This is a genomic window from Bacillus sp. 22483 (assembly GCF_052044605.1).
In the GTDB taxonomy this organism is placed as follows: domain Bacteria; phylum Bacillota; class Bacilli; order Bacillales; family Bacillaceae; genus Bacillus; species Bacillus altitudinis.
This window is the reverse complement of the sequence record NZ_JBQENU010000007.1, coordinates 203,373-229,130: the sequence shown is the minus strand read 5'-3', so window position 1 is coordinate 229,130 and position 25,758 is coordinate 203,373. Positions and strand designations below refer to the sequence as shown.

Below are 25,758 nucleotides of genomic sequence, written 5' to 3'. Positions count from 1 at the left end.
GCGGAGCGAATTTCACATTCGTGAGCACCGGCACGCAGGACTGACAAAGAATGCGAGGGTTTGTCTACACGCTGAAACCCCTCTTTCGGAGGGGTTTTTCTTTATGAGGATGTCACACTTTCTGTTTCTTTGACTAACTGTTTCATTCGCTCACGATCACGCTCTAAAATCGGTTTTAAGTATCGACCGGTGTAAGAAGCTTCTTCTTTAGCAATTTGTTCAGGTGTTCCTGAAGCAATAATCGTTCCTCCACCAGCACCGCCTTCTGGTCCTAGATCAACAAGGTAATCGGCAGCCTTAATAATATCAAGGTTGTGCTCAATGACCAATACCGTATCTCCGTTTTCGACCAAGCGTTGGAGCACTTTTAACAACCTAGCAATATCATCCACATGAAGACCGGTTGTCGGTTCGTCTAAAATATACAAGGATCTTCCGTTTGAACGGCGGTGAAGCTCAGATGCCAATTTCACACGCTGCGCCTCTCCACCAGACAATGTCGTGGCAGGCTGCCCAAGTGTAATGTATCCTAATCCAACATCAAAGATCGTTTGCAGCTTCCGCTTAATTTTCGGGATATTCTCGAAAAATTGAAGTGCGTCCTCTACCGTCATTTCAAGCACATCGGAAATATTTTTCCCTTTATACGTGACCTCTAACGTCTCGCGGTTATAACGTTTCCCGTGACACACTTCACAAGGCACATATACATCAGGTAAAAAGTGCATTTCAATTTTAATAATGCCATCTCCACGACACGCTTCGCAGCGTCCACCTTTCACGTTAAAGCTGAATCGCCCTTTTTTATAGCCTCGTACCTTCGCTTCATTGGTTTGCGCAAAGACATCCCGCACGTCATCAAATACACCTGTATACGTAGCAGGATTGGATCTTGGTGTACGGCCAATTGGAGATTGATCAATATCAATGACTTTGTCTAAGTGATCCATTCCTTTGATTTCTTTGTGCTGTCCTGGCTTCGCTTTTGCTCTGTGCAGTTTTTGGGCAAGGGATTTCAATAAAATTTCATTCACAAGTGTACTTTTCCCTGATCCTGACACACCTGTCACAGCGGTAAAGACACCTAAAGGAAACTTCGCATTCACGTTTTTAAGATTGTTTTCTTTTGCCCCTTTAATTTCAATGAATCGGCCGTCAGGCTTTCGTCTCTCAATCGGAAGCGGGATGAATTTCTCACCAGATAAATATTGTCCAGTCAACGATTTTGGGTCTTTCATGACTTCTTCTGGTGTTCCAGCTGAAATCACTTCTCCTCCATGAACCCCTGCACCTGGTCCAATATCAATGAGATAATCAGCGGCAAGCATCGTATCTTCATCATGTTCTACGACAATCAGTGTATTTCCGATATCACGCATGTTTTTCAATGTTCCAATCAATCGGTCATTATCCCGTTGATGCAGACCAATCGATGGTTCATCTAAAATATAAAGAACGCCTGTCAGTCTTGATCCGATTTGTGTCGCCAAACGAATCCGCTGCGCCTCCCCGCCTGATAATGTGCCAGCAGACCGGCTTAATGTCAGATAATCTAATCCGACATTATTTAAGAAGGATAAGCGCTCTTTGATTTCACGTAAAATGAGCTGGGCAATCTGCAAATCTTTCTCAGACAACTCAATTTTCTCATAGAAATCAAGGGCATCAGATACAGACAAATCGGTCATTTCTCCGATATGTTTGCCATTGATGAGAACCGCAAGCGTTTCTTTTTTCAGGCGATATCCTTTACAGGTCGGACATGGCTGATTGGCCATATATTTTTCCATTTGCTCCCGAATATAATCGGAGCTCGTTTCCTTGTAGCGCCGTTCAATGTTACGAAGCACACCTTCAAACTCGATTTCATTTTCACGGACCTGGCCAAAATCATTTTCATATTTAAAATAAATCAGCTCAGAGCCGCTACCATATAAAATTTTATCAAATAAATGCGCCGGAATATCTTTTACTGGAATATCCATGTCAATTCCATAGTGTGTACATACCGCCTCAAGAAGCTGCGGGTAATATTGTGAGCTTTGAGGCTCCCATGGGGCAATGGCATGCTGACGTAAAGTCAAATCCTTATTCGGAATCACAAGCTCTGGATCTACTTCTAGTTTAGAACCAAGCCCATCACAGCTTGGGCAGGCACCGAAAGGGCTATTAAACGAGAACATTCTTGGCTCAAGTTCCCCAATAGAGAATCCGCAGTGCGGACAAGCATGATGCTCACTAAACAACAGCTCCTCTTGTCCGATCACATCAATCATCACACGACCTTCACCAAGTCGGAGTGCCGTTTCAAGAGAATCAGACAACCGTGCAGCCACGCCTTCTTTCACGACAATTCGATCAATCACCACTTCAATGGAATGCTTTTTATTCTTTTCAAGCTCAATCTCTTCTGACAGGTCCTCCATCTCGCCATCAACTCTAACTCGAACGTAGCCCTGCTTCCGAATTTGATCAAGTACTTTCACGTGTGTTCCCTTACGTCCAGATACGATCGGAGCAAGCACTTGCAGTTTCGTTCGTTCTGGATACTCTAAAATACGGTCTGTCATTTGCTCAATCGTCTGTGATGTAATTTCAATCCCATGAATAGGACAAATCGGTTTTCCGACTCGAGCATATAATAGACGCAAGTAATCATAAATTTCTGTAACAGTCCCAACAGTTGATCGAGGGTTCCTGCTTGTCGTTTTCTGGTCAATACTAATCGCTGGAGAAAGCCCTTCAATCGCATCTACATCTGGTTTGTCCATTTGACCGAGAAATTGACGTGCATAGGCTGACAGTGATTCAACATACCTGCGCTGACCTTCTGCATAAATGGTATCGAAGGCAAGCGACGATTTTCCCGAACCAGATAAACCCGTAATGACCACTAGCTGATCGCGCGGGATATTGACATCAATATTTTTAAGGTTGTGGGCTCTTGCCCCTTTCACCTCTATTCGTTCCATAGCCATCTGGCATTCATCCTTCCGCTTTTAGCTCTAGCAATAGATCTCTTAATTCTGCTGCTTTTTCAAAATCAAGCGCTTTTGCTGCATCTTTCATTTCCATCTCGATGTTTTCGATCACTTTTTCTCGTTCTTTTTTGCTCATTTTTGACAACTTTGGTGCTGCTTTTGTTTCGTATTCTTCCGAATCCTCATGTACTTTTGTTGCCTTGATCACATCTCGAATCTTCTTATGGATCGTTTGCGGAGTGATACCAAATTTCTCATTATACGCTTCTTGCTGCTCACGTCTCCGCTTTGTTTCTTGTATGGCAATGTCCATTGATTTCGTCATATTGTCTGCATACATAATAACCCGGCCTTCTGCATTTCTTGCAGCACGGCCAATCGTCTGGATGAGGGATCTTTCTGAACGTAAAAAGCCTTCTTTATCCGCATCTAAAATCGCCACGAGCGACACCTCTGGAATATCCAAACCTTCTCGAAGAAGGTTGATCCCAACAAGCACATCATATTTTCCGAGACGTAAATCACGAATAATCTCAATCCGCTCTAGTGTCTTAATTTCTGAGTGCAGATAATTGACCTTGATTCCGATTTCTTTCAGATAATCTGTCAGATCCTCAGACATTTTCTTCGTTAAAGTCGTCACAAGCACACGCTCATTTTTCTCAACCCTTGCATGAATTTCCCCAATTAAGTCATCGATTTGTCCTTCAATCGGACGGACTTCAATGATTGGATCAAGCAAACCGGTTGGACGAATAATTTGTTCCACGACCTCTGGCGTTTTCTCAAGCTCGTATGGGCCAGGTGTTGCGGATACATGCACAATATGGTTAATGTGCTTTTCAAACTCAGCAAATGTGAGTGGTCTATTATCAAGTGCTGACGGCAGACGGAATCCATGATCAACAAGCACTTGTTTTCTTGCCTGGTCCCCATTGTACATGGCGCGAATTTGCGGGATGGTCACGTGTGACTCATCGACAACAATCATAAAATCATCCGGAAAATAATCAAGCAATGTGTAAGGTGTTGAACCAGGCGGACGTAAGGTGAGATGTCTTGAGTAGTTCTCAATCCCTGAACAAAAGCCCATCTCTCTCATCATCTCAAGGTCATACCTTGTCCGCTGCTCAAGACGCTGTGCTTCAAGCAGTTTTCCGTTTTCACGAAGCTTTTCCAACTGTTCCTCAAGCTCTTTTTCAATATTAATAATCGCTTTTTCCATCTTTTCTTCTCTTGTGACGAAGTGAGATGCTGGGAAAATAGCAACGTGGTCACGATCACCGAGAATTTCTCCAGTGAGAGCATCTACTTCACGAATACGTTCAATTTCATCACCGAAAAACTCCACTCTGATACAATGCTCATCTCGTGAAGCAGGAAAAATTTCAACGACGTCTCCTCGAACTCTGAAGGTTCCGCGCTGAAAATCTATATCATTACGAGAATACTGAATATCCACAAGCTTTCGCAGCAGCTGATTGCGTTCAATTTCCATTTCAGTTCGTAAAGACAGCACAAGCTCTCTGTATTCTTCAGGAGAACCTAAGCCATAAATACAAGACACACTGGCAATGATGATGACATCTCTTCGCTCAAATAATGAGGATGTGGCGGAGTGTCTTAGCTTATCGATTTCATCATTAATACTGGCATCCTTTTCAATAAATGTATCAGTTTGAGGCACATACGCCTCAGGCTGGTAATAATCATAATAACTCACAAAATATTCAACAGCATTATTCGGAAAGAATTCCTTAAACTCGCTGTATAATTGTCCGGCAAGTGTCTTGTTATGCGCAATGACAAGTGTTGGTTTGTTCACTTCTTTGATCAGGTTGGATACAGTAAAGGTCTTTCCCGTACCTGTAGCACCTAACAGCGTTTGATGCTGTTTCCCCTGATGGATACCCTCCACAAGCTTTTCAATGGCTTTTGGCTGATCCCCTTGGGGCTGATAGTTAGAAACTAATTCAAAGCGGTCACTCACATCAAAGCCTCCGTTTCGTTACGAAATCTATCTAATGAATATATTATCATAAAAGAACACAAAAATACGAACTAAAGTTCGTGTCTGACTTGATTTTTATTTCCAATACAACCATACCCTCTCTGCCGTGGCTCATAACCCTCTAAAGAAACCTTCCTTTCAGTATGGAACATTTTGGAGCGAGATATTCGATCAGCAGAAAAACCACAAAAAAGAAGCTGCACTCACTAGAATCGTAAGCACAGCTCCTGCAATCAAAAACATTTTCTTTTCATCAAGAGGGATCACATCAATGATGTTTTTCAGCCTTCTCTCTTTTTTCGACTTCTTTCTTGGCCATAAACAATGCCCCGGCCACTAAAGAAATAATATCTAATCCTACGATAAAGTAGGTTTCTGTATAGCCTTTCATATACGAAGCAAATAAAAGCGCTGCTGTTAATGCAATGCCAACGTAATGATTATAAGTAACCTTTGAAAATAAAATAACGAGCAAGAAAGGAAAAACAAGTGCAAATATGGCTTTTGTAATCACAAAAACCCTCCCTCTACATGGTCTACTCCCTTGATTATAGTAAAGATTGGCATAATGAACAATTCACAGTTTTCAATTTCAGCTTTTTTCTTCTCGGTTGAAGACATTTGATATAGCTGAGGAGGAAAATTAGTGAAAACGTCCCCTTTCTAAAGATAGGTCTTTACGTCTTTGACAGTTACATCCAATAAATTCTATGATGAAAATGATAGTGCGCACTATCATTTTAAAAAATAAAAAGAGACAAATGAAACCATTGGCTATTTGGATAAGGGGGCATTCCCATGTATTCAGTATTATTTCATGCGGCTGAAGAATCCGCATCACTCGCAGGGGCAAAAGGCGTGAATTTAATTAAATTAAACAATCACGGACTGCCAGTTCCAGATGGATTTATTATTAAAACGAACAGCTTTGCAAGCTTTCTTTCATATCACAATTTCCATCCAACTGATCAAAACCTTGCCCGAAAAATCACAGAAGCTTCGTTTCCTTCACAAATGGAGACAGAATTACTTTCATCCTTTCAATCATTGTTGAAAACATATCCATCCGTTGCAGTGCGATCCTCTTCTGTTGCGGAAGATCTCGAAGGCGCCTCCTTTGCAGGTCAATACGAGACCTATTTAAATATCAAAACAAATGAAGAATTCTTGCAAGCCGTCAAAGAATGTTGGTCGTCTTACTTCGCAGCAAGAGTCACAGAATATAAGGAAGAAATGATTGAGAACGAGGAAGAGATGCCGCTCATGGCTGTTGTTGTACAAGGATTGATCCATTCTGACATCTCTGGTGTCATCTTTAGTGAGAATCCTGTATCAGGAAAAACAAACGAAGTCATGATGACTGCAAGCTATGGACTAGGAGAAGCCATCGTCTCCGGCCTTGTGACGCCAGATACATTTATTGTAAACAAAGAAACGTACTCTATTGAAAAATCACTAGGAACAAAAGAAGTCCAAATTGTCCCCTGTCAAGAGGGCGTCATTGAACAACCCGTAGGTGAGGAGATGGCTGGCCAATTTTGTCTTCAAGATGATCAATTGATCCAAATCACGAAAATGACAAAACAAGTAGAAGAACTTTATGGACATGGAGTAGATATCGAATTCGGCATGTCAGATGGTACTTTTTATTTACTTCAAGCAAGACCGATTACTGCTTCTTTTTCCAATACAGCAAATGGCTCCTCAGGTGCAGCCTTTCAAATGAAACCTGAAGAGCTGCAAGACTTCTGGATCTCAATGGACGATCATATGCCTGGACCCACAAGTCCTCTTTTTTCAAGTTTGATCATACCTGCTTTAAAAAACGGGATGAAGAAAAACGGAGAGAAGTATCAAGTACCAGACCTTAATATTAAAGATATCAAGCTTTATAGAGGCCATTTGTATTCTTCACCGTCTATGCCAGAAGCGTCAGAGGAACCAGTTTTTGACGAGAGCCTATTCGAAATGTTTCCTCGTTTAAGCGAAAGAATGTATCGCATTTTAAAACAAAACTTGTTCCCATTATACGAAAAACTTGATCGGCAAATCACTCAACCGCTAACAATTGATGAAGCCATTAATGGTTTTCAAGAATTAAAAGAGATTTATCTAAGAGCGTATGACGACCATTTTGACATTGTCATACCTCAAGTCATTCTATCAGCGATCATTGAAGACATGCTTGTCTCATATACTGGCGATCAAACACAAGTCGTCCTGCTGCATGAAATGATGATAGGTGTGATGAACAAGTCTCTTGAAACAGATCAAAAGCTATCTCACTTGGCAAAAGACGTTCTTCAAGATTCCGAGCTTCTTCAGGCATTTAAAGATCATTCAACGAATGCTGAACTATTATATGCCCTCAATCACACAGATAAAGGAAAAAACTTCATTTCCGACGTAGAAGCTTTTCTCCAAGTCTATGGTTGGCGGTCTGTTAAAAGCCATGATTTTACAGAGGAAACATGGGTGGAAAATCCTGAATTTGTCTTGGACATCATTAGAAACAACATTCGGTATCAATCTGATTTTGATGAAGAATTTGCACAAGCCGTGATCAAAAGGCAAGAAACGTATGAAGAGTTTATCAGTCAAGTGACAGATGAAGCGTTTAAAACAAAATTTGAGGAAATTTATCATTTTGCACTCCATGCAGCCAATATTCGAGATGATCATCACTTTTACATTGATGCCATGTTAGATGCAAAAGCGAGACTCTATCTCTTAAAAATTGGTGAACTTCTTGTTCAAAAAGGAGCGATCCCTCATCAAGAAGACCTTTGGTATCTTTACGATGATGAAGTACTCAATGCGCTCACAACTTCGACCACATACGATTCGATCATTCAGCAAAGAAAAATTGAAATGAAGGAAAATGAATCCATCCAACCACCAGCTTATACAGGAACGCCTTCTGAAGCTGAATTGCAGCAAGTAGAAAGAATGCTCGGTTCGCTAAGGGAAAATGAAAACAACACAGACGATGCAATCTATGGAATTGGTGCATCTAGCGGCATTACTTCTGGAAGAGTCAGAGTCATTACATCTGCTGATGAATTTTCACAATTTGAAAAAGATGACATTTTAGTTTGTAAAACAACGACACCTTTATGGACCAGCTTATTTAGAGACGCAAAAGCAGTCATCACCGATTCTGGCGGCATTTTGTCCCATTCCGCTATTATCGCTAGAGAATATATGATACCTGCTGTCTTAGGTACACGGATCGCAACTGAAAAACTAAAATCTGGTGACCTCGTGACAGTAGATGGAGCCAATGGGCGTATCCAGTTATTAAATCAGCATTCACGGGCATAGTCGTCACCGTTTGGATCATATTGGCGGTCACAGATTTTATCGGTATACTTACTTTGTTGCAAACACATTCATAACCTGAGGTGAGTATGCTTGTTAAAATCAACAAATCAGCGGATCATTCGCGCAACAATGGAATTATTGTCTGAAAAGGGCTATCAAAAAACAACGACAAAAGAAATTGCGACAAAAGCGAATGTAAGTGAAGCGACAATTTTTCGTAACTTTAAAAACAAACGCGGCGTGATTGCTGCCATTATGAAAATGAAATCAACACCGACCAAAACCCTTGAAGCTGAATTTAAAGACGATTTATACACCGATTTAAAATTTCTCGGTAGCTATTTCCTTGAAGATTTGACTTCAAAAAAAGAATTTATCTATATCAGCATGAGAGAACCCGCTATGTTTAAAGATTTAACAGACCATGAAAAAATTTATCCTCAAGAATTGAGAGACATGCTGATTCATTATTTCAAAAAAATGAGTGCTCAGCATCGTGTATTAGAAGGAAAAGAAGACATCTATGCAGATATATTTATTAGCACGTATTTTGGCTTTTTCATTCAACAGCTAGAGCAAGACATTCAGCTTGTTTTAACACAAAAAGAAGACTTTATTGAGACATGCACACACATTTTCATGAGAGGAATTTCCCCCACTTAATTGGGTGAAATTCTTCTTTTTTACAAAGGTGGTAAACACATTGAATCTTAAAAAAGAGAACTTGATCATTTATTCTTTGCTGCTTGGAGCTATTTTAGTTCCAGTCAATTCAACCATGATCGCAGTCGCTCTATCATCCATATCAACTTATTACGAGCAATCCATATCAAACATTACTTGGGTGGTCACAATTTATCTAATTGTCATGGCAGTCACTCAACCTATTGCGGGTAAGCTGGGAGATATATACGGCCACCGCAGCATGTATTTAGCTGGTGTGATACTCTTTTTGGTTGGCTCCATTGGATGTGCTTTCGCACCTAACCTTGCTTTTCTTATTAGCTTCCGATCAATTCAAGCGGCAGGCGGAGCTATATTAACGCCGAACAGCATTGCTTTAATTCGAGCAACAGTATCACATGAAAAGCTTTCTAAAACTATGGGTTTTTTCGGTTTTGGAGCGGGAATTGGTGCCGCACTTGGACCTTTTATCGGCTCTATTCTCATTCAGAGCTTTGACTGGCATTCCATTTTCCTAGTGAATATACCATTTTTGATTCTCACACTTGTGACAGGCGTTTTTATGATTCCGAAGATGAAACATACGCGTTTACAAGCCAATGTAGATATCATCGGTTCGTTATACTTAACAATCGGGATCGCCACACTCATTTTGTTTACTAAAAGCCAATTATTAAACGAATACATGATCTATGGCGTTCTAGCGGTCATTTCCATTCCTTTATTTTTCAAACACGTACGGAAAGTTACAAATCCCATCATTGATTTGACATTATTTAAAAACAGTACCTTTACGAACGCTAACCTTTCTATCATGCTTAGTAATTTTGTGATGTACGCGATTCTTCTCATTATGCCGCTGTTTATGGAGCAAAAACTCGCGCTTTCTCATACACAAAGCGGGATTTTCCTTTCGATCTTTTCACTCTGTATGTCTATTAGTGGATTACTCGGGGCAAAGCTCCATCCAATAAAAGGCGCCAAAAAAATGATTCGATTTTCATTTCTCTGTCTTACTTTATCCGGTGTTATGCTGATCACACTAAGTAGCTACCCAAATTTACCACTCCTTATCATCACATTAGTCGCTGGGGGGATCTCATCAGGTATTGGCATGACTAGCATGCAGATGGCTTCTTTAACATCTGTTGATCAGAGTTTATCCGGCTCTGCATCTGGGATTTTTTCTACCTTTAGATATTTCGGAAGTATCATTTCATCTACTTTAATTGGTATATTAAGTGGTTTTCAATCTTTATTTATCATATTAATGGGCGCAGGTATTCTTGGTTTCCTCCTCTCTCATCGTCTAAAAACGAAACCCACTTCTCATTCATCTGAACACTCTGCTTAATGACTCCCTTCGCTCTATTTAGGGCGGGGGAGCTACGATTATTTGTTACTGTAACCGATTATGGATACAATGATCAAACTGTGAAAATGATCTTTTACTCATGAAAAAATGTCATATGAATAAACGAAAAAGAAATTTCAGCTTTCATTTACCTCTACTTCCCCACCTAAAAACTTCTTTTCATTTCTTCCAGCATTCATAACTTCGATTTTTTTTCACAATTTTTGTGTTATGCTTTTTGAAAATAGAGCACCAAAGGAGCAGAAGGATGAAACGAGTGAAATATTTTTTAATATGCTTGTCAGCTCTACTATTTTTCCTAGCAGGCTGCGGAAAAGACCAGCAATTTACGCCCCCTGGCAGCTCTCAATCAATTGCTGTCATTTCTCAACTAAAAAAAGCCTCCTTTTCAATCGTTGATTTACAAAAAAATAAAATTGTCTCTTCCGTTGATTTAAAACATCCTCTCACTGATCTTGTTCACATCAACAAAGACGTGATCATTGCATCAAGTAAGGAAGGACAATCTCTTATAGAAATCAATTTAAAAAAAGGAACAGCAGCGGACTATATGGATGTGAATAAAGGTCTGACTTCACTTGCGTATGATGCGGATACCAACACTTTACTTGTGACCGATTCAGAGAAAAATGTCGTTTATTTTATCGATACAGTGCACAAGAAAATAAAAGCAACTGTGAAGACCGGGACATTACCCTCTTCTATGGCGTTGTCTTCTTCTGGAACGTTGTTTGTTTTAAATGCAAAAAGTCATTCTGTTTCAGTCATTGATATTGAAAAGAAAAAAAAGATACGAACGATTTCCGTTCTAGAACGGCCATCTGGCATTCATTTTGATGGGCATTCCATTTGGGTTGGAGGACACGGTAAACCGGGCACATTAAATAAGAGCATTTTTGCTTACGACCCTAAAACAGGTAAGAAACAGCGAGAAATCAAACTAGGTGTTATGCCAGTCGCATTTTTTTCAGAAAAAAACTCTTCTACTTTATATGTATTATGTCATGGAGACCATACACTATATAAAGTAAATACCGAGAAAAACAAACTACTTTCCTCTGTTGAGACCGGTCAAAATCCGAATTATATCACTGCTGATTCCTCATCTATATATGTCAGTAACTTAGATGACAATTCAGTATCCGTCATCGACAAACATACATTTATGTTGAAGAACCGACTGAACATCCCAGCAGGACCTTATGCTATCATGTTGGAGGAAAAGAAATGAAAGAACAGATGAATATTTTAATAGTAGATGATGAATTAGATATGCTTGAGTTAATCGGATCCTTTTTGCAGAGACAAGGCTTTCACGTGATAACTGCAAATAATGGCACGGGCGCCTTACATCAGCTTGAAAAAGAGGCCATTGACCTTGTTGTATTGGATATTATGATGCCAGATATGGATGGATTCGAAGTCTGCCAGCGCATTAGGCAAACCTCTCAAATCCCCATTTTATTTTTAACAGCTAGAAGTTATGAAGAGGATCGCATTAAGGGGCTGGAAATTGGAGCAGACGACTACATCATGAAGCCTTTTAGTCTACGTGAGCTTGCAGCTAGAATTGAAACGACATTAAGACGAATTAGAGGTCTTTCTTTAAAGCGCAGTCGAATCATGATTGGTGACTTGGAGATCGATCAAGATGGCAGACAAGTCTATCTCAAGCAAGAGCCCATCAATTTAACAAGAAGAGAATTTGATTTACTTATGTTTCTTCTGCTCAATCAAGGCCAAGTCTTTTCCCGTGAACAGCTCTATCAAAAATTGTGGGAATCACACTCACCTAGTGGCTCTTTAAGAACAGTCGATACACATATTAAAACACTAAGACTGAAATTAAAGGAAGCGGAACGGTATATTAAGACCGTTTGGGGTGTCGGCTATAAGTTTGAGGAGGACAAATGAAGCCATTATCTATTAAAAGGAAAGTGCTTTTCTTAATCCTTTCCGTTATAGGCATCGTTGCTGCCTCAGCTCTTGCCCTGACTTATTACTTATACCAGCACTTATATATAGATAAACAGATTGACTCTTTAAGTTTACAAGGAAAGAAGCTGGCAGAAATCTATCACAAACACGGGAAAGACACATATTTTACTGACAGAATGAAGTGGGCAAATGACTCAAGTCAGGCAAGTGTTATTTTTACTGATGATCCTATGGAGCTTTCAAGCGGTATTCCTTTCGATACGAATACAAACGATAACCTCATTACGTTTAAAGAACGCCAAAAGCTTCTTCAGGGGAAAACAGTTGTGTTAATTAGAGAACACCCCCAGTTTCATCAAGATATTCTCGGAATTGCCATCCCTGTGTTCTCAAACAAAAATGATTTATCAGGAACCATTTTCCTCTCTATGCCTTTATCTGATGTGTATGAACCGTTTGTTCAAATTCGATTAACACTTGGCATCTCTATTTTAATTATCCTGCTTTTGATTTTCTTTATTGGATATAAAAGTTCTAATAAAGTCGTAAGGACGATCAATCAAATGAAAGAAATTGCAATGGAAATGGAATCTGGTGATTTTTCAAAACGCATGGCTGTGACCAAAAAAGGGGATGAGTTAAATCAGCTGAGCCGTTCCTTTAATAAACTGTCCTCTACCTTAGAAAAAGTTGAACAGCATCGCAGAGAGTTCCTTGCCAATGTCTCCCACGAACTGAGAACGCCTTTAAGTTATATGAAAGGCTATGCTGAAGGAATTGAAGAAGGCATTATTGATCAAAAGAAAGGCATGCAGATTATTCAAGACGAATCCACACGATTAAGCCGGCTCGTACATGACCTTCTTGATCTCGCACAGTTAGAGGGGGAATCTTACCCACTAACGATGGAGCCGATCGTCTTTGCGCAGCTTATTCATGATGTTCTTGATCAAATGACATTCATTGCTAGTCAAAAGAGAATCTCGTTCAACCGAGAACTTGAAGAGGACTGTATTATTTATGGTGATAGCGATCGACTTGAGCAAGTCATTCGTAATTTATTGGACAATGCCATCCATTACACGCCTTCAGGAAAATCGATTTCGATTGAATTATTCGTTCACCAACAAACTGCTGAATTGAGAATTACAGATGAAGGCAGCGGAATTCCAAAAGGAGATCTCCCTCATGTCTCTGAGCGTTTTTATCGAGTGAATAAAGCCCGCACAAGAAAAGATGGCGGCTCTGGTCTTGGACTAGCCATTGTTTATCAAATTATAAAAAAACATCGTGGCACGTTCGTTCTTCAATCTGAACAAGGCCTAGGTACGACCGCTATTATACAATTACCAAGTGCAGAGACCTCTGAAACTCCGCCTGTCTCCTCATAAAATAAGATGACATCTTAAACAAAACAGCTCTTTCCTAGAGCTGTTTTTATTCAACAGAAAAATAAAGAATTGGCCTTTTTTTATTAACAATTTATTCATATTTGCTTGTTACACTTTTTTCAAGTTAAGAAAAAGGAGTGACAAGCTTTTGATTAGACGCTTTCAGAAATTTGATCTTTATTTATTTTTCATATTGATTTTATCTGCCATTTTAAACATTTATAACATTTGGAACGACGATACGGTGAACGCTTATTATACAGCGGCGGTCACAAGTATGATGCAAAGCTGGCATAATTTCTTCTTTGCTTCGTTCGATCCCTCAGGTTATGTCACGGTGGATAAACCACCGCTCGCCTTCTGGCTGCAAACGATCAGTGCCAAAATTTTTGGCCTGCATGGCTGGAGTGTGATCTTACCCCAAGCTTTAGCTGGCATTGGATCTGTTTATTTAATCTACCGCCTAGTCAAACCTACATTTGGTCAGGCTGCTGCAAGACTGTCATCGCTCATTATGGCGTGTACACCAATCGCAGTTGCTGTATCTCGTACAAATAACATTGACAGCTTACTCGTCTTTATTCTTTTACTCGCAACAGCCATGATGTTCAAGGCTGTGAAACAGCAGAAAGTGCTTTGGGCGATTGCTTCTTTTGCAATGATCGGTGTCGGTTTTAATACAAAAATGCTACAAGCGTATATGATTGTACCGGCTCTCGTCCTGTTTTACATCATTGCCTATCGAACGACATGGAAGAAAAAGTTGTTATCGCTGATGATTTCAATGATTGTTCTTTTAGGTGTATCTGCTTCATGGTCTATAGCGGTTGATCTCACTTCCAAAGACAATCGTCCTTATATGGGATCAAGTCAATCGAACTCAGCACTAGAATTAGCCTTTGGTTACAATGGTCTTCAGCGGTTGACTGGTCAACAGTCTGGTGGAGGAGGCGGCACAAATCAGGGTGAGGGACAGCCACCTTCACAGCAGGGTGATCAGCAAAATGACACTGATTCATCCACCATGCCTCAGCCACCATCTAATGAAAATCAAAGCAACTCAGACAGTTCAAACCAATCATCCAGTCAGGAACAGCCTTCAATGCAAGGACCACCAAGCAATGCAAACGGCACAACACCACCTGATATGCCTTCAGGCGGTAATGGTGATGGACCGCCAAATGGTGGGGGCGGAAAAATGGGAAGTGGTTCTGGCATGTTTGGAACAGGAACAAAAGGACCATTACGTCTGTTCCAATCTGAACTGTCCGATCAAATCAGCTGGCTGCTTCCATTTGCGCTCTTTGGTGCGATTGGTCTCTTCTTCTCGACAGCCTTTGAAAGAAGACGGCTCAATACAAAACAAAAAGAAACACTATTTTGGTTAGCTTGGCTTATACCCGTTGCTGCATTTTTCAGTATAGCAGGATTTTTCCATCACTATTATTTAATCATGCTGGCACCGCCAATTGCTGTATTAGCAGGAGCCGGATGGGTGTCTATGACTCAATTGTTTCAAACAGGAACTGGCTTTAAAAAATGGCTACTGCCAATTGCGATATTCGTCACAACCGCATTTGAAATCTTTATCCTATCCACATTTACAAGCACAATCGGTCTTGGATTAAGCATTGCAGTCGGTATCATTGGTATTGGAACGATCCTTTCTCTACTTTTGATAAAAGGGAAAGAAAAACTAAAACAATTCATGTCTCTCATTGCCATCCTTGGCATGCTGATCGCACCCCTATACTGGGCAAGCACACCTCTTCTTTACGGAGGAAACAGTATGCTGCCAGAGGCTGGGCCTCAGCTTGCAACTTCAAGTGGGAGCATGAGTTCACAAGTCAATGAAAAGCTGATCAGCTATCTGGAGAAAAACAATACGGGAGAAGAATTCCTATTCGGGACAACAGATGCAACCACTGCTTCGCCTTACATTATTAAAACAGGAAAAGCTGTTATGGCATTAGGTGGATTTAGTGGATCTGATAACATTCTCACGCTTAATGAATTCAAACAGCTCGTTAAAGACGGCAAAATCAAATACTTCTATCTTTCTGGTATGAGAGGCGGCAGCTCTGACATTCTCACTTGGATTCAAAAAAATGGCAAAGAAGTATCTGCTTCTAAATGGCAGAACAGCTCTACATCCAAAACGAATCAGCAAACAGACAGCCAACAATCAAAACAAAATGATCAGTCAAATGGACGAATGGGCGGAATGGAGAGCGGTACTCTTTATGAACTATCCGTTGATTAATTCATCTATTAAAAGGGAGGAACGATGACTGATGGAAAAGAACATACAATACTCTGTTGTAGTCCCAGTGTATAATGAAGAACTTGTGATCCATGAATCGTATCAGCGCCTCAAGACCGTCATGGATTCGACGGGAGAAGCATATGAGCTTCTCTTCGTCAATGACGGCAGTATGGATCGAACAGCTGAACTGATTAAAGGGTACTGCCAGACCGATCCGCATGTGAGACTTATTGATTTTTCTCGTAACTTTGGGCATCAAATTGCCATTACAGCGGGAATGGATTATGCAAAGGGAGAAGCTGTCGTAGTGATTGATGCGGATTTACAAGATCCACCTGAATTGATTTTAGACATGATTGAAAAATGGAAGGAAGGCTATGAGGTCGTATACGCGGTCCGCACGCAACGAAAAGGCGAAACAGCTTTCAAAAAGTACACGGCTTCCCTTTTCTACCGAGTGCTACGTCAAATCACCGAAGTAGATATTCCTATTGACACCGGCGACTTTAGATTGATGGATCGTAAAGTGTGTCATGAAATGAGAAAAATACGCGAGAAAAACCCATTTGTCCGCGGATTAGTGAGCTGGGTTGGCTTCAAACAGATTGCGGTAGAATATGTTCGGGATGAGCGGTTGGCAGGAGAAACAAAGTATCCTCTCAAAAAGATGCTCAAGCTCTCGATGGATGGGATCACATCTTTTTCTTACAAACCTTTAAAGCTAGCCAGCGTGGCAGGTATTGCCCTTTCAGCTATTGGCTTCATTTCGATGTTTCTAGTTTTATATTTAAAGCTTTTTACAAACAGCACCATCACCGGCTGGAGTTCATTAATTGTCATTCAGCTATTCTTTAGCGGGATCATCCTCTTTATGTTAGGCATGATCGGGGAGTATATCGGCCGAATCTACGATGAAGCCAAGGACCGGCCGCTTTATATCGTCAGGGATAGCTATGGCCTTCAGGCAAAGCCACATCCCGTTCAATCCCCTGTCCACTTCAAGCAATATAAACAGCATTAAAAAAAGCGTGCGAGACCCTTCAGAAGGTCCTGCACGCTTTTTAATAAATTAGACGGCTGTTTCAAACCGTTTTCTGTTAATAAAGAAAGATAGTGTAATGATTAAATAAATGCCCATGGTGACCAGCGTTTGAACAATTGGTGTATTGAATACAACGCCGACAAAAATGGCCATGATCGCAATAACTGAAAACCACGTTGTGAAAGGATACAGCTTCACGCGATATCCGCCTGGCTGTGCGACGCTTCGAGATTTCAAATGACCGACGGCAATGATAAACCAGATGAATAGAACTGTGTAACTTAAAGAGCCCATTAAGTAATTAAACGTTTGACTTCCTACAAAAAGAGAAATCAATACAGCTGCATACAAGGTAGATGTACATACAAGGATGGCTCGCACAGGCACCTGCTGTTTTGACAGCTTGGAGAATCCTTTCCATACACGGCCATCCATTGCCTGTGTATAAAGCACCCGTGATGAAGCATACAAGCCAGAGTTCATAGAAGACAAAATCGCTAGTAAGATAATACCATTCATGATGTCACTAGCATACGGTACTCCGATTGTTGCAAACACTGTCACAAATGGACTTACTTGCTCATTGTTTACTTGATTCCAAGGGATTAAGCTGACAATGATAAAGAACGGTAGTACATAAAAACCGATGATGCGTACAAACGTACTTTGAATGGCCTTTGGGATGACTTTTTCAGGGTTTTTTGTTTCTGCTAACGTGACCCCAATCATCTCCGTCCCACCATATGAATACACGACAACCAGCATTGCTGCAATTAATCCACCAGTACCATTTGGGAAAAATCCACCGTGATCCGTTAAGTTAGACAATCCAGGTGCTGCATGCTGTCCGAATGAGACAAATAGCATGGTAAATCCAATGATAATAAATAAGATGATGACAGCAATTTTAATAGAAGCCAACCAATACTCTGTCTCAGCAAACATTTTGACTGAGCAAACATTAATGATTGTGACTACAAGTGAAATGATTAACACAAGCATCCAGATTGGCACTTGTGGGAACCAGTACTGAATAAAGATGGCCGACACAATCGCTTCTGCTGCAATGTTCAGCACCCACATCTTCCAATAGATCCAGTCTAAGAAATAGGCCGGATACTTTCCTAACACAGGTTCAATCAAGTCACGGAATGTTCTTGCTCCAGGTCGTGCAACGGTCATTTCGGCAAGTCCTTGCATAATAAATAATAAAATAATACCACCAATCATGTATGCCAAAATGACAGCAGGACCCGCAATATCAATGGCAGAACTGCTTCCTTTAAACAGACCAGCACCGATGGCCCCGCCAAGCGCAAGCATCATAATATGCCTTGATGTCATTGTTCGTTTTAACTGCACATGTTCCTTTTCCATTTTCTATAGCTCCTTTAAATTTGAATCTTCAGACAAATATGAGATAAAAGCATATAAAAAGGCCAGCCATCTCCTAGAAGAGACGACTGACCTTACAACCGCGTTACCACTCTTATTGATTCAGCCATGGCTGAATCCAACTTAAAACCCGATAACGGAGGTCACACGTAAAGACTTACTATTCATTCAGTCTTACCGCTCTTTGAGCGAGTTCAATGATTCGTTTTACTGCGTTGCACCGACCCGCAGCTCTCTTAAAAAACGGATGTTCATTTACTATTCTCAAGTCAAAGCGTTTATAGTCAAATTTGTATATTCGTCAAAGATTTTATTTTTTAAATATACTGACTAACCACGCAATTGTCAACAGCCTTTTTCAGACAAACAGCTATTAACGAATCCAAACAGCTACTTCATCCATCGGGCGACGTGTTTTGCCGCGTTTTGGCTCAGTGACACGATAACCAAAGGCTGCCATGACAGAGATGTCGTATTGACCATCCTCCAGTAACCCTTCTTCTTCTAAGATACGATGGATGTGATCGTAGCTAAATCCTTCAACTGGGCATGAATCAATGCCGATCTGTGCCGCAGCTGTCATCATGTTACCTAAGGCAATATACGTTTGTTTTGAAGCCCAATCAAATAATGTACGGTCATTTTCTAGTAGATGAAGATCGTTCTCTTGGAATTCTCTGTAGCGCCCCTTGACCATTTCAAACGTTTCGTCTGTCATTCCTTTGATTTGCTTGTTGATGTATTCTGCATATGCTGAATCATAGCGGGCATCTGTTCTTGCCAAGATGATCACAAAATGGCTGGCAGTTGGAAGTTGCTTTTGCGCCCCCCATGTATACTCTTTTAATTTTTCTCTGAATGCTTCATTTTGAACAACGAGGAACTTCCAAGGCTCAAACCCTACAGAGCTTGGAGAAAGTCTTCCTGTTTCTAAAATAAATGCAAAATCATCCTCTGGAATCTTTTCCGCTGGGTCAAACTCTTTTGTCGCATGACGGAATTCATACGCCTCAATGATTTCTTTTTTTAATAGCTCTTTGTCTCGCATATTATTCATCCTTTCTAATGAACAGGTGTGTTCCCACAATCCAATTTCTTTCCATTCCCTAATAGAAATTGTTATGATAGGAAAACAAACAACCCGAATGTGTGATGTCTATCTCTATGGTAAAAGAAAAGCTTTCATTGATTCAAGTACGCACATTTTTGTTCGTTAGGTACAAACATGTTCGTTTATGACCATTTTCGTTTAAGAAAGGAATGTTGAGATGAGTGCACCATCCAATCCAGTCAGTATTGTGAATCATGGCTGTCCCGTGTCTATCACTACAAATGTCATCGGAGGGAAATGGAAAGGCGTCATCCTTTATCATTTGACTTGCGGTCCAAAGCGTTACAACGAAATACGCCGGCTTCTGCCAAGAATTTCGCAGCGTGTCCTGACGTTGCAATTACGAGAACTTGAACAAGACGGAATTGTTCACCGTGAAGTCTATGAGGAAGTTCCTCCTCGTGTCGAGTATTCACTGACTTCTCTTGGAAATACGTTAAAGCCCATTATCTTTGCCATGCGTGAATGGGGCGAATCCTATGGGAAAGAAACGCGCCCAAAAGAAAAAAGCTGCCATCTCTAGCAGCTTTTTTTAAGATGAAATCGCCGTGGGCTCTTGCTGAGGATCGTCCTTAACAAACAGGATACCAAGCTGGTGATGCTCCCCTTCGTAGGAGGCGCGTTTCTCAAACCTTGCCTGACCATTGAGACCAATGATCTCAAGCTTTGTCAGAGCACGATTGGTTTGTAGTGCTTCATAAAATTCTGAAACGGTTTTGATCTCGATTCCATTGACCTTTGTAATAATTTCTCCGATCTCAAGCTTTAAATCAGCCGCAGGGGTATTCGGAATGATACCAAGCACCATAAGCCCTTGATTCCGCTTAGAGAAAAAGAATGGTGCAGCGTTGTCATTCGCCCTCTGCTTCCATGATAAAAAGGCTCTTCCTGCAATCGCTAGAACAACAGCTCCCCACGCAATCGGCTCAAACCAAATACTTGCCGCACCTACTACAGCAACAACTAGACCGAGCATCATTATTCGGCGTGACGTAATTTGAATACTCACAATTGGCAGCGATCCTTGAATACGCTGGCCAAAGCCGATGATGTACGGGATCACAATAAATGAAAAGCTTTGATCGTGCACTTGAAGCACAGGCCACCATGGCAGAGAAGAAGTCCATTCACCTGCCGGCATCAGCAAAACAAGTGGTAGAAGCCACAGACGGTTTGCTCGCTGCTGGCCGATCAAAAGTCCTCTCGCACTCATCACCATTGCAGGCGATGTACGTAAATGCGCCGTTCGATAGGCTAAGATGCCTTCGGTCATTAACAGTAGCCCTAACAGGATCACAACGGCTGATGCATTCATCATTGAAAGCTGCGGCAGCCAAGAATGGCTCACTTGAACAGACATCAGTCCAAATGCCGCAATAAAACTGAAACCGAGTGTGTATGCAGACGAAAGCGCACTCGCCTTAAAGAATAAAGAGAAAACGATGGTCATCGCTGCAATCAGCACGATGAATCCAGGCGGAAGGGAAATCCCTAAGCCTACAGATATGATCGATAGACAAATTCCTGGAACCCATCCCTTTGAATATGTAAATTTCAGTTCATCGTAAACATCTTCTATTCTTGTTTGAAACGCTTTTCTCTCCCGCTTTACGCGGATGTAGCCATATAATAGGCTGATTAATATCATAAAATAAAAAAGAGGATGGATTAAAAACAGACCGACCGCTTTTAATCCGGCTCCCATCCACTCCGAGCTCATTATCGTTCACCGCCCAAGTCAAGCATTTTCTCTTATTCTATCAAATAAATCGATGCTTGACATCAGGTTTATTTCTCCTGATTCATCCAAAGTGTGACATTCGACAGTGAAAAATCTTTTAAATAGTGATTTACATCTACATCTAGTATGCCGCCGAGAAGCTGCATGGACCTCTTGATGTCGGTTAAGTTTATACCAAGTCTCTTATGATTATCCATTAAATAATTGAAGTATATCTCAGCACAGTCTTCATCGATCTCGTCGACTGATTCTACCGTTGTGTAATTGACCAAGTACCTGCTTAACAGCATGAGTAGACTTAATGCCTTTGTAGCCGAAAACGTCACATCTTTCGTACGACTCTTAAGCTCCTCTACCAACTCGTAATATTTTTTCTCTCTCACAATACTTGCCCTTTTCAATTGTGTACCCCCATTTACTAGTTCTTTTAAGAAAAGCGCAAACCTCGGTACAGCTCAATGCTTAAGCTGAATATCCGCAAAAAATAAAATATTTAAAATGAGTGCTACTTTTTATTGTAAGAATTATTTATGTAACATACAACTTTCAAAAGTTTCATTTTCATGACATGTTTAAATCAACAGAAAGTCTCTTATATAAATATGTTATCGGGTAAATTCGAAGGAATGTTATGTTTTTTGTAAAATAAATGAATATATTTCTCGATATAATATATTTTTAAGAATAAATTATTACATGTTCGTAACACTTATGAACCAAAAAAAAGAGGCATTTATTCGCCTCTTTATTTTTTGAGATATAGTGCTTTTAGTGCAGTTTGCAGCTGAAGATCATTCTTTTCATAAGATTTCACTTCATCTACCATCTTGTTCATCATTTTCGCTGTCTTTAAATCAATCACGCCTGATTTTTCGAGATTGTATGTGCTTTGAAATGCGAGTACAGCCTTTTTCGTTTCTTCGTCAAAATATCCATCTACTCTGCCAGGGTCAAATGATAACCCTTTTAACAATGTCTGTGCTTGTCTGACTTCTTCATTGTTCATATCAAGCTGAAGCGGTTCTTTCAGCTGGAGCGGGCCAACGGTGAAGTAATCTGGTTGATGAATCGCAATGGTCGGCACAACGCCTTTTTTGTGAATCCAATTCCCTTTCGGTGTCAGCCACTTATACAGCGTTAATTTAATGTTACTTCCATCTCCCATTGGTACCGCCTGCTGCACAGTCCCTTTACCAAAGGAAACGTCACCTACCACTTCATACTTCCCTGCTTCTTTCATGGCACCAGCCAGAATTTCAGAAGCAGATGCACTTCCTTTATCAATTAAGACATTGATTGGGTATGGTTTTTGTTCTTTTCGTTTTGAAAAATATCGTTTTCGATCGCCATTCCGTTCTGCAATTTGAATATATGGCTGATCCTTTGTGATAAAATGTTTTAAAATGTCTTCCACACTTTGTAGATAGCCGCCAGGATTTCCTCTCACGTCTAGCACAAGGCCTTCCATGCCCTTTTTCTCGAGCTTATTCAAGCTTGCCGTGAAATCCTTCGCCGTATCTTCAGAGAAGCTAGAGATCGCAATATAGCCTGTTTTATGACCATTGACCTCTTTCATTGAAGCCGTTACGGTTTCAAGCGGGATTTCTTCTCGTTTGATATGGAATGTTAGCTCTTTTTCAATTCCATTTCGTCTGATTTTCAAGGCGACAGACGTTCCTTTTTTTCCTCTTATTTTCAGTACAGCATCGTTTAGGCTTTTTTCTTTCATCGACTCACCGTCAATGCTGATGATTTCATCTTTCGGTTTCAGACCCGCCTTTGCCGCAGGGGATTTTTTAAAGGCAGAGACAATGATAATCTTTCCTTCATCCATTCCAACTTCTGCCCCAATTCCTTCAAATGAGGAATCAAGTGAATCCGAAAATTGCTTTGCGGTTTGCTTGTCCATGTATACTGAATACGGATCATTTAAGGTTGAAAGCATTCCTTGAATGGCACCTTCAAGCAGCTTTTGACGATCCACTTCCTCTACATATTCATTCGAAATGAGGTCATAGGCTTTCTCAATTTTCTCCATTCCGTTTTCCTTCGCTCGATCACTTGATTGAGCTTGTCCAGCCACTGCAGCAGCCGCTTTCGGTGACTCCGCCTGAGTCGCCTCTTTATGCGTCACAACCCCTGCACTGATGATGAGAATGACACTTGCCATGATGGATGCGATTTGTTTTTTCATATTTGGCCTCCTTCTTCAACTCTTCCTGATGACCTGAGTTATTATATGCCAGAAGAAGGGATTTCATGTAAAGACATTCTCCTAAGGAGGCTTGACTAATCATTTCATTAGGTGTAATTTTTATTTTGTTACGATCGAGAAGGAGTCTTCGCTATGTATATTATATTGACAATGCTTTTATTAGGAATTTTACTAGGGTTTGTAGGAGCTGGCGGGGCTGGTTTTGTCATCGCATTGCTGACGTTAATCTTTGATGTACCAATCCATACTGCACTTGGAACATCTTTAGCTGCTATGGCATTTACGACTTTATCTGGTGCATACAGCCACTACCGAGAAGGAAATATCCAGCTCAAATCAGGTTTGATTGTCGGTGCACTAGCTTGTATTGCTTCATTTGCCGGAGCAAAAGTGGCTCCTTTTATTCCAGAGGATAGCCTGCACTATTTAACAGCTGGTATGCTCTTTTTATCTGCTGTTTTTATGATGATCAAATTGTTTGTCCTAAAAGAAGATGCTGAACAGCAGCCGCTTTCTTCACGCCAATTGCTGATCAGGGGCATTATATTAGGCCTTGTATCAGGGATGCTTTCAGGGATGTTCGGTATCGGATCAGCACCATTTATTCAAGTGGGGCTTTTGATTTTGCTGAAGCTGTCTATTAGACAAGCTGTTGGCACAACGATGCTAGTGATTATTCCAATCTCTATTGGCGGTGGAATTGGTTATATTTCAGAAGGCTATGTTGACTTTATCCTGCTCGTTCAGATCTTAATCGGTACCGTATTAGGGGCTTTTATTGGGGCAAAATTTACACGCCTTGCGCCAAAACTGTTATTAAAATCCGCTGTGCTTTTAACACCTATTATTGCCGGATTACTGCTGTTATTTTAATTTCATCTACATGAAAAAAGCCGATAACATGCTGTTATCGGCTTTTTTTTAGCGGATATATTGCGCTGGATTGACTGCATTTGATTTCGCGCCATTCCATAATCCTTTATGAATTTCAAAATGAAGATGCTGGCCATAAGACTGACCTGTGTTGCCCATATATCCAAGGAATTGACCTTGCTCGACTCTTTGACCTGTTGACACACTTCTTGTTGAAAGATGAGCGTATACCGTTTGATACGTTTGGCCATTGATGTTATGTGTAATGAACACCACGTTCCCATAACTCGACGAGTAGCTTGAGTTCGTGACTGTTCCAGATGCGGCTGCAACGACAGATACAGTGCCTTTTGCAGCGATATCTAATCCGTAATGCTGTCCGCCAGAACGTCCGCCAAAGCCTGATGAGAAACGGCCTGCAGCTGGTTTAATGAAACCTGAGCTACTTGTTGGTGTATCTGACACTTGATCAGATCCTCCACTTGGTGCAGGTGCATTTTTTTCAGCAGCTGCTTGTTCTGCTTTCTTCGCTTCTTCTTTTTGACGGCGTGCCTCTTCAGACTTTACCGCCGCTTTTTGATTCGCTAAAATTTCTTGTTCATTTTCAAGCTTTCCTAGTTCATCATGTGCATGTTCTTTTTCTTCCGTTACATGACCAAGGACTTTTCCTTTTTCTTTTTGCTGTTTAGATAGGTCCTTTTTCAACGTTTCAAGCTCTTTCAAAGATGTTTCAAGTCCACTTAGCTGTTTATTTAGCTCTGCTTCTTTTTGCTCTACTAGCTCCAAATCATTTTCGTGTTCTGTAATCATGTCTTTATCTGCTTCGACGATGGTTGTAACAGCTCCCACACGACTGACAAAATCACTAAAGCTACGAGCACCTAGCAGCACATCTAAATAGTTGATTGTACCGCCACTTTTTTGCATAGAACGAATTCGATCTTTGAAAATCGCTTTTCTCTTTTCAATTCGCTCGTTGATGACTTCAATCTCTTTTTTTAGTTTTTTGATCTCTTGTTTCGTCTGTTTGACCTCTTTTTCTTTTTCAGCGACTTTTTCAGTTGCGGCACTTACTTTTTGGTCAATTTTTTCAATTTCTTGCTTGAGCTTTGATTCTTTCTTTTCAAGCTTTGCCAGTTCTGATTTCTTTTTCTTCAAGGTTGATTCAGTCTTCGATGTTTTCTCTTCAATTTGTTGACGTTTTTGATCTAGGTCTTCGTATGCGAATGCACGATTTTCGTTCCCTGGAATGTATAGCCACGTTGTTCCAATAAACGCTGCCATTCCAGCCATCATCAGCTTTCTTTTCAAAACGATATTCCCCTCCCATGACAACTGCCTGCATGAAGAGTCGACCGGATGAATTGGATCAACCGGTCACATCTTCTATAGAATCTTCGAGTGCTGCCAT

At 40.7% G+C, this 25,758-nt stretch carries 19 protein-coding genes and 1 other annotated feature; of the genes, 10 read left to right on the top strand and 9 right to left on the bottom strand.

The annotated features are described in order from the left end of the window. Window positions 1–101: 101 nt before the first annotated feature. The 3 genes from uvrA to ACTJJQ_RS12760 form a co-directional block, all read right to left on the bottom strand. Window positions 102–2,978 carry an excinuclease ABC subunit UvrA gene (uvrA, locus tag ACTJJQ_RS12770; RefSeq protein ID WP_135009642.1) on the bottom strand — a complete coding sequence of 959 codons (2,877 nt, stop codon included), beginning with the start codon at window positions 2,976–2,978 and terminating at the stop codon, window positions 102–104. Window positions 2,979–2,985: 7 nt separating this feature from the next. Further along, window positions 2,986–4,971: an excinuclease ABC subunit UvrB gene (gene uvrB, locus ACTJJQ_RS12765; protein WP_058336968.1), complete on the bottom strand. Its 1,986-nt coding sequence runs from the start codon at window positions 4,969–4,971 to the stop codon at window positions 2,986–2,988. A 289-nt stretch (window positions 4,972–5,260) separates the two neighbouring features. Next, a complete protein-coding gene (locus ACTJJQ_RS12760) occupies window positions 5,261–5,506 on the bottom strand; it encodes a CsbA family protein (protein WP_008348197.1) in 246 nt (81 codons plus the stop codon). 284 nt (window positions 5,507–5,790) lie between these two features. Here ACTJJQ_RS12760 and ACTJJQ_RS12755 point away from each other — a divergent pair, with 284 nt between their 5' ends. The 8 genes from ACTJJQ_RS12755 (at window position 5,791) to ACTJJQ_RS12720 (ending at window position 16,991) form a co-directional block, all read left to right on the top strand. Then, complete coding sequence (locus ACTJJQ_RS12755) at window positions 5,791–8,316, top strand: PEP/pyruvate-binding domain-containing protein (RefSeq protein WP_440600250.1); 2,526 nt, start codon at window positions 5,791–5,793, stop codon at window positions 8,314–8,316. 90 nt (window positions 8,317–8,406) lie between these two features. Next, entirely contained in the window at window positions 8,407–8,979 is a 573-nt protein-coding gene (locus ACTJJQ_RS12750) for a TetR/AcrR family transcriptional regulator (protein ID WP_008348201.1), read from the top strand. 40 nt (window positions 8,980–9,019) lie between these two features. Next, complete coding sequence (locus tag ACTJJQ_RS12745) at window positions 9,020–10,354, top strand: MFS transporter (RefSeq protein ID WP_212359823.1); 1,335 nt, start codon at window positions 9,020–9,022, stop codon at window positions 10,352–10,354. A gap of 268 nt (window positions 10,355–10,622) precedes the next feature. Beyond that, window positions 10,623–11,606 carry a YncE family protein gene (locus tag ACTJJQ_RS12740; protein ID WP_045033991.1) on the top strand — a complete coding sequence of 328 codons (984 nt, stop codon included), beginning with the start codon at window positions 10,623–10,625 and terminating at the stop codon, window positions 11,604–11,606. Further along, window positions 11,603–12,289 (top strand): response regulator transcription factor, encoded by a 687-nt coding sequence (locus tag ACTJJQ_RS12735; protein WP_025208049.1) that lies wholly within the window; start codon window positions 11,603–11,605, stop codon window positions 12,287–12,289. Before ACTJJQ_RS12740 ends, ACTJJQ_RS12735 begins: the two co-directional genes overlap by 4 nt. Further along, a complete protein-coding gene (locus ACTJJQ_RS12730; RefSeq protein ID WP_058336972.1) occupies window positions 12,286–13,704 on the top strand; it encodes a HAMP domain-containing sensor histidine kinase in 1,419 nt (472 codons plus the stop codon). The genes ACTJJQ_RS12735 and ACTJJQ_RS12730 overlap by 4 nt, the downstream gene beginning before the upstream one ends. A 148-nt stretch (window positions 13,705–13,852) precedes the next feature. Next, complete coding sequence (locus ACTJJQ_RS12725; RefSeq protein ID WP_440600249.1) at window positions 13,853–15,967, top strand: ArnT family glycosyltransferase; 2,115 nt, start codon at window positions 13,853–13,855, stop codon at window positions 15,965–15,967. 31 nt (window positions 15,968–15,998) lie between these two features. Beyond that, on the top strand, window positions 15,999–16,991 hold the full coding sequence (locus ACTJJQ_RS12720; protein WP_203143724.1) for a glycosyltransferase family 2 protein: 993 nt from the start codon (window positions 15,999–16,001) through the stop codon (window positions 16,989–16,991). 48 nt (window positions 16,992–17,039) lie between these two features. On the opposite strand, the gene ACTJJQ_RS12715 is transcribed toward ACTJJQ_RS12720, so the two are convergent. Both ACTJJQ_RS12715 and ACTJJQ_RS12710 read right to left on the bottom strand, forming a co-directional pair. Continuing rightward, window positions 17,040–18,389 carry an amino acid permease gene (locus ACTJJQ_RS12715; RefSeq protein ID WP_217967799.1) on the bottom strand — a complete coding sequence of 450 codons (1,350 nt, stop codon included), beginning with the start codon at window positions 18,387–18,389 and terminating at the stop codon, window positions 17,040–17,042. Window positions 18,390–18,464: 75 nt separating this feature from the next. Then, window positions 18,465–18,689: a binding site (T-box leader), on the bottom strand. Window positions 18,690–18,780: 91 nt separating this feature from the next. Continuing rightward, entirely contained in the window at window positions 18,781–19,455 is a 675-nt protein-coding gene (locus ACTJJQ_RS12710) for an NAD(P)H-dependent oxidoreductase (RefSeq protein WP_160757971.1), read from the bottom strand. A 220-nt stretch (window positions 19,456–19,675) separates the two neighbouring features. Between ACTJJQ_RS12710 and ACTJJQ_RS12705 the strand changes: the two genes are divergently transcribed. Further along, window positions 19,676–20,041 (top strand): winged helix-turn-helix transcriptional regulator, encoded by a 366-nt coding sequence (locus ACTJJQ_RS12705; protein WP_045033986.1) that lies wholly within the window; start codon window positions 19,676–19,678, stop codon window positions 20,039–20,041. A 9-nt stretch (window positions 20,042–20,050) separates the two neighbouring features. Here the strand turns inward: ACTJJQ_RS12705 and ACTJJQ_RS12700 are convergent, their stop codons facing one another. The 3 genes from ACTJJQ_RS12700 to ctpB form a co-directional block, all read right to left on the bottom strand. Then, window positions 20,051–21,238: a PDZ domain-containing protein gene (locus tag ACTJJQ_RS12700; protein ID WP_440600248.1), complete on the bottom strand. Its 1,188-nt coding sequence runs from the start codon at window positions 21,236–21,238 to the stop codon at window positions 20,051–20,053. 68 nt (window positions 21,239–21,306) lie between these two features. Next, window positions 21,307–21,660, bottom strand: coding sequence for a swarming motility protein SwrAA (locus ACTJJQ_RS12695; protein ID WP_007500014.1), 354 nt, complete (start codon window positions 21,658–21,660; stop codon window positions 21,307–21,309). 344 nt (window positions 21,661–22,004) lie between these two features. After that, a complete protein-coding gene (ctpB, locus tag ACTJJQ_RS12690; protein WP_072367409.1) occupies window positions 22,005–23,453 on the bottom strand; it encodes a carboxy-terminal processing protease CtpB in 1,449 nt (482 codons plus the stop codon). 153 nt (window positions 23,454–23,606) lie between these two features. Here ctpB and ACTJJQ_RS12685 point away from each other — a divergent pair, with 153 nt between their 5' ends. Then, a complete protein-coding gene (locus tag ACTJJQ_RS12685) occupies window positions 23,607–24,347 on the top strand; it encodes a sulfite exporter TauE/SafE family protein (protein ID WP_008348223.1) in 741 nt (246 codons plus the stop codon). 48 nt (window positions 24,348–24,395) lie between these two features. Here ACTJJQ_RS12685 and ACTJJQ_RS12680 read toward each other — a convergent pair whose 3' ends face one another. Further along, complete coding sequence (locus ACTJJQ_RS12680) at window positions 24,396–25,658, bottom strand: murein hydrolase activator EnvC family protein (RefSeq protein ID WP_046344577.1); 1,263 nt, start codon at window positions 25,656–25,658, stop codon at window positions 24,396–24,398. Between the last annotated feature and the right edge of the window lie 100 nt (window positions 25,659–25,758).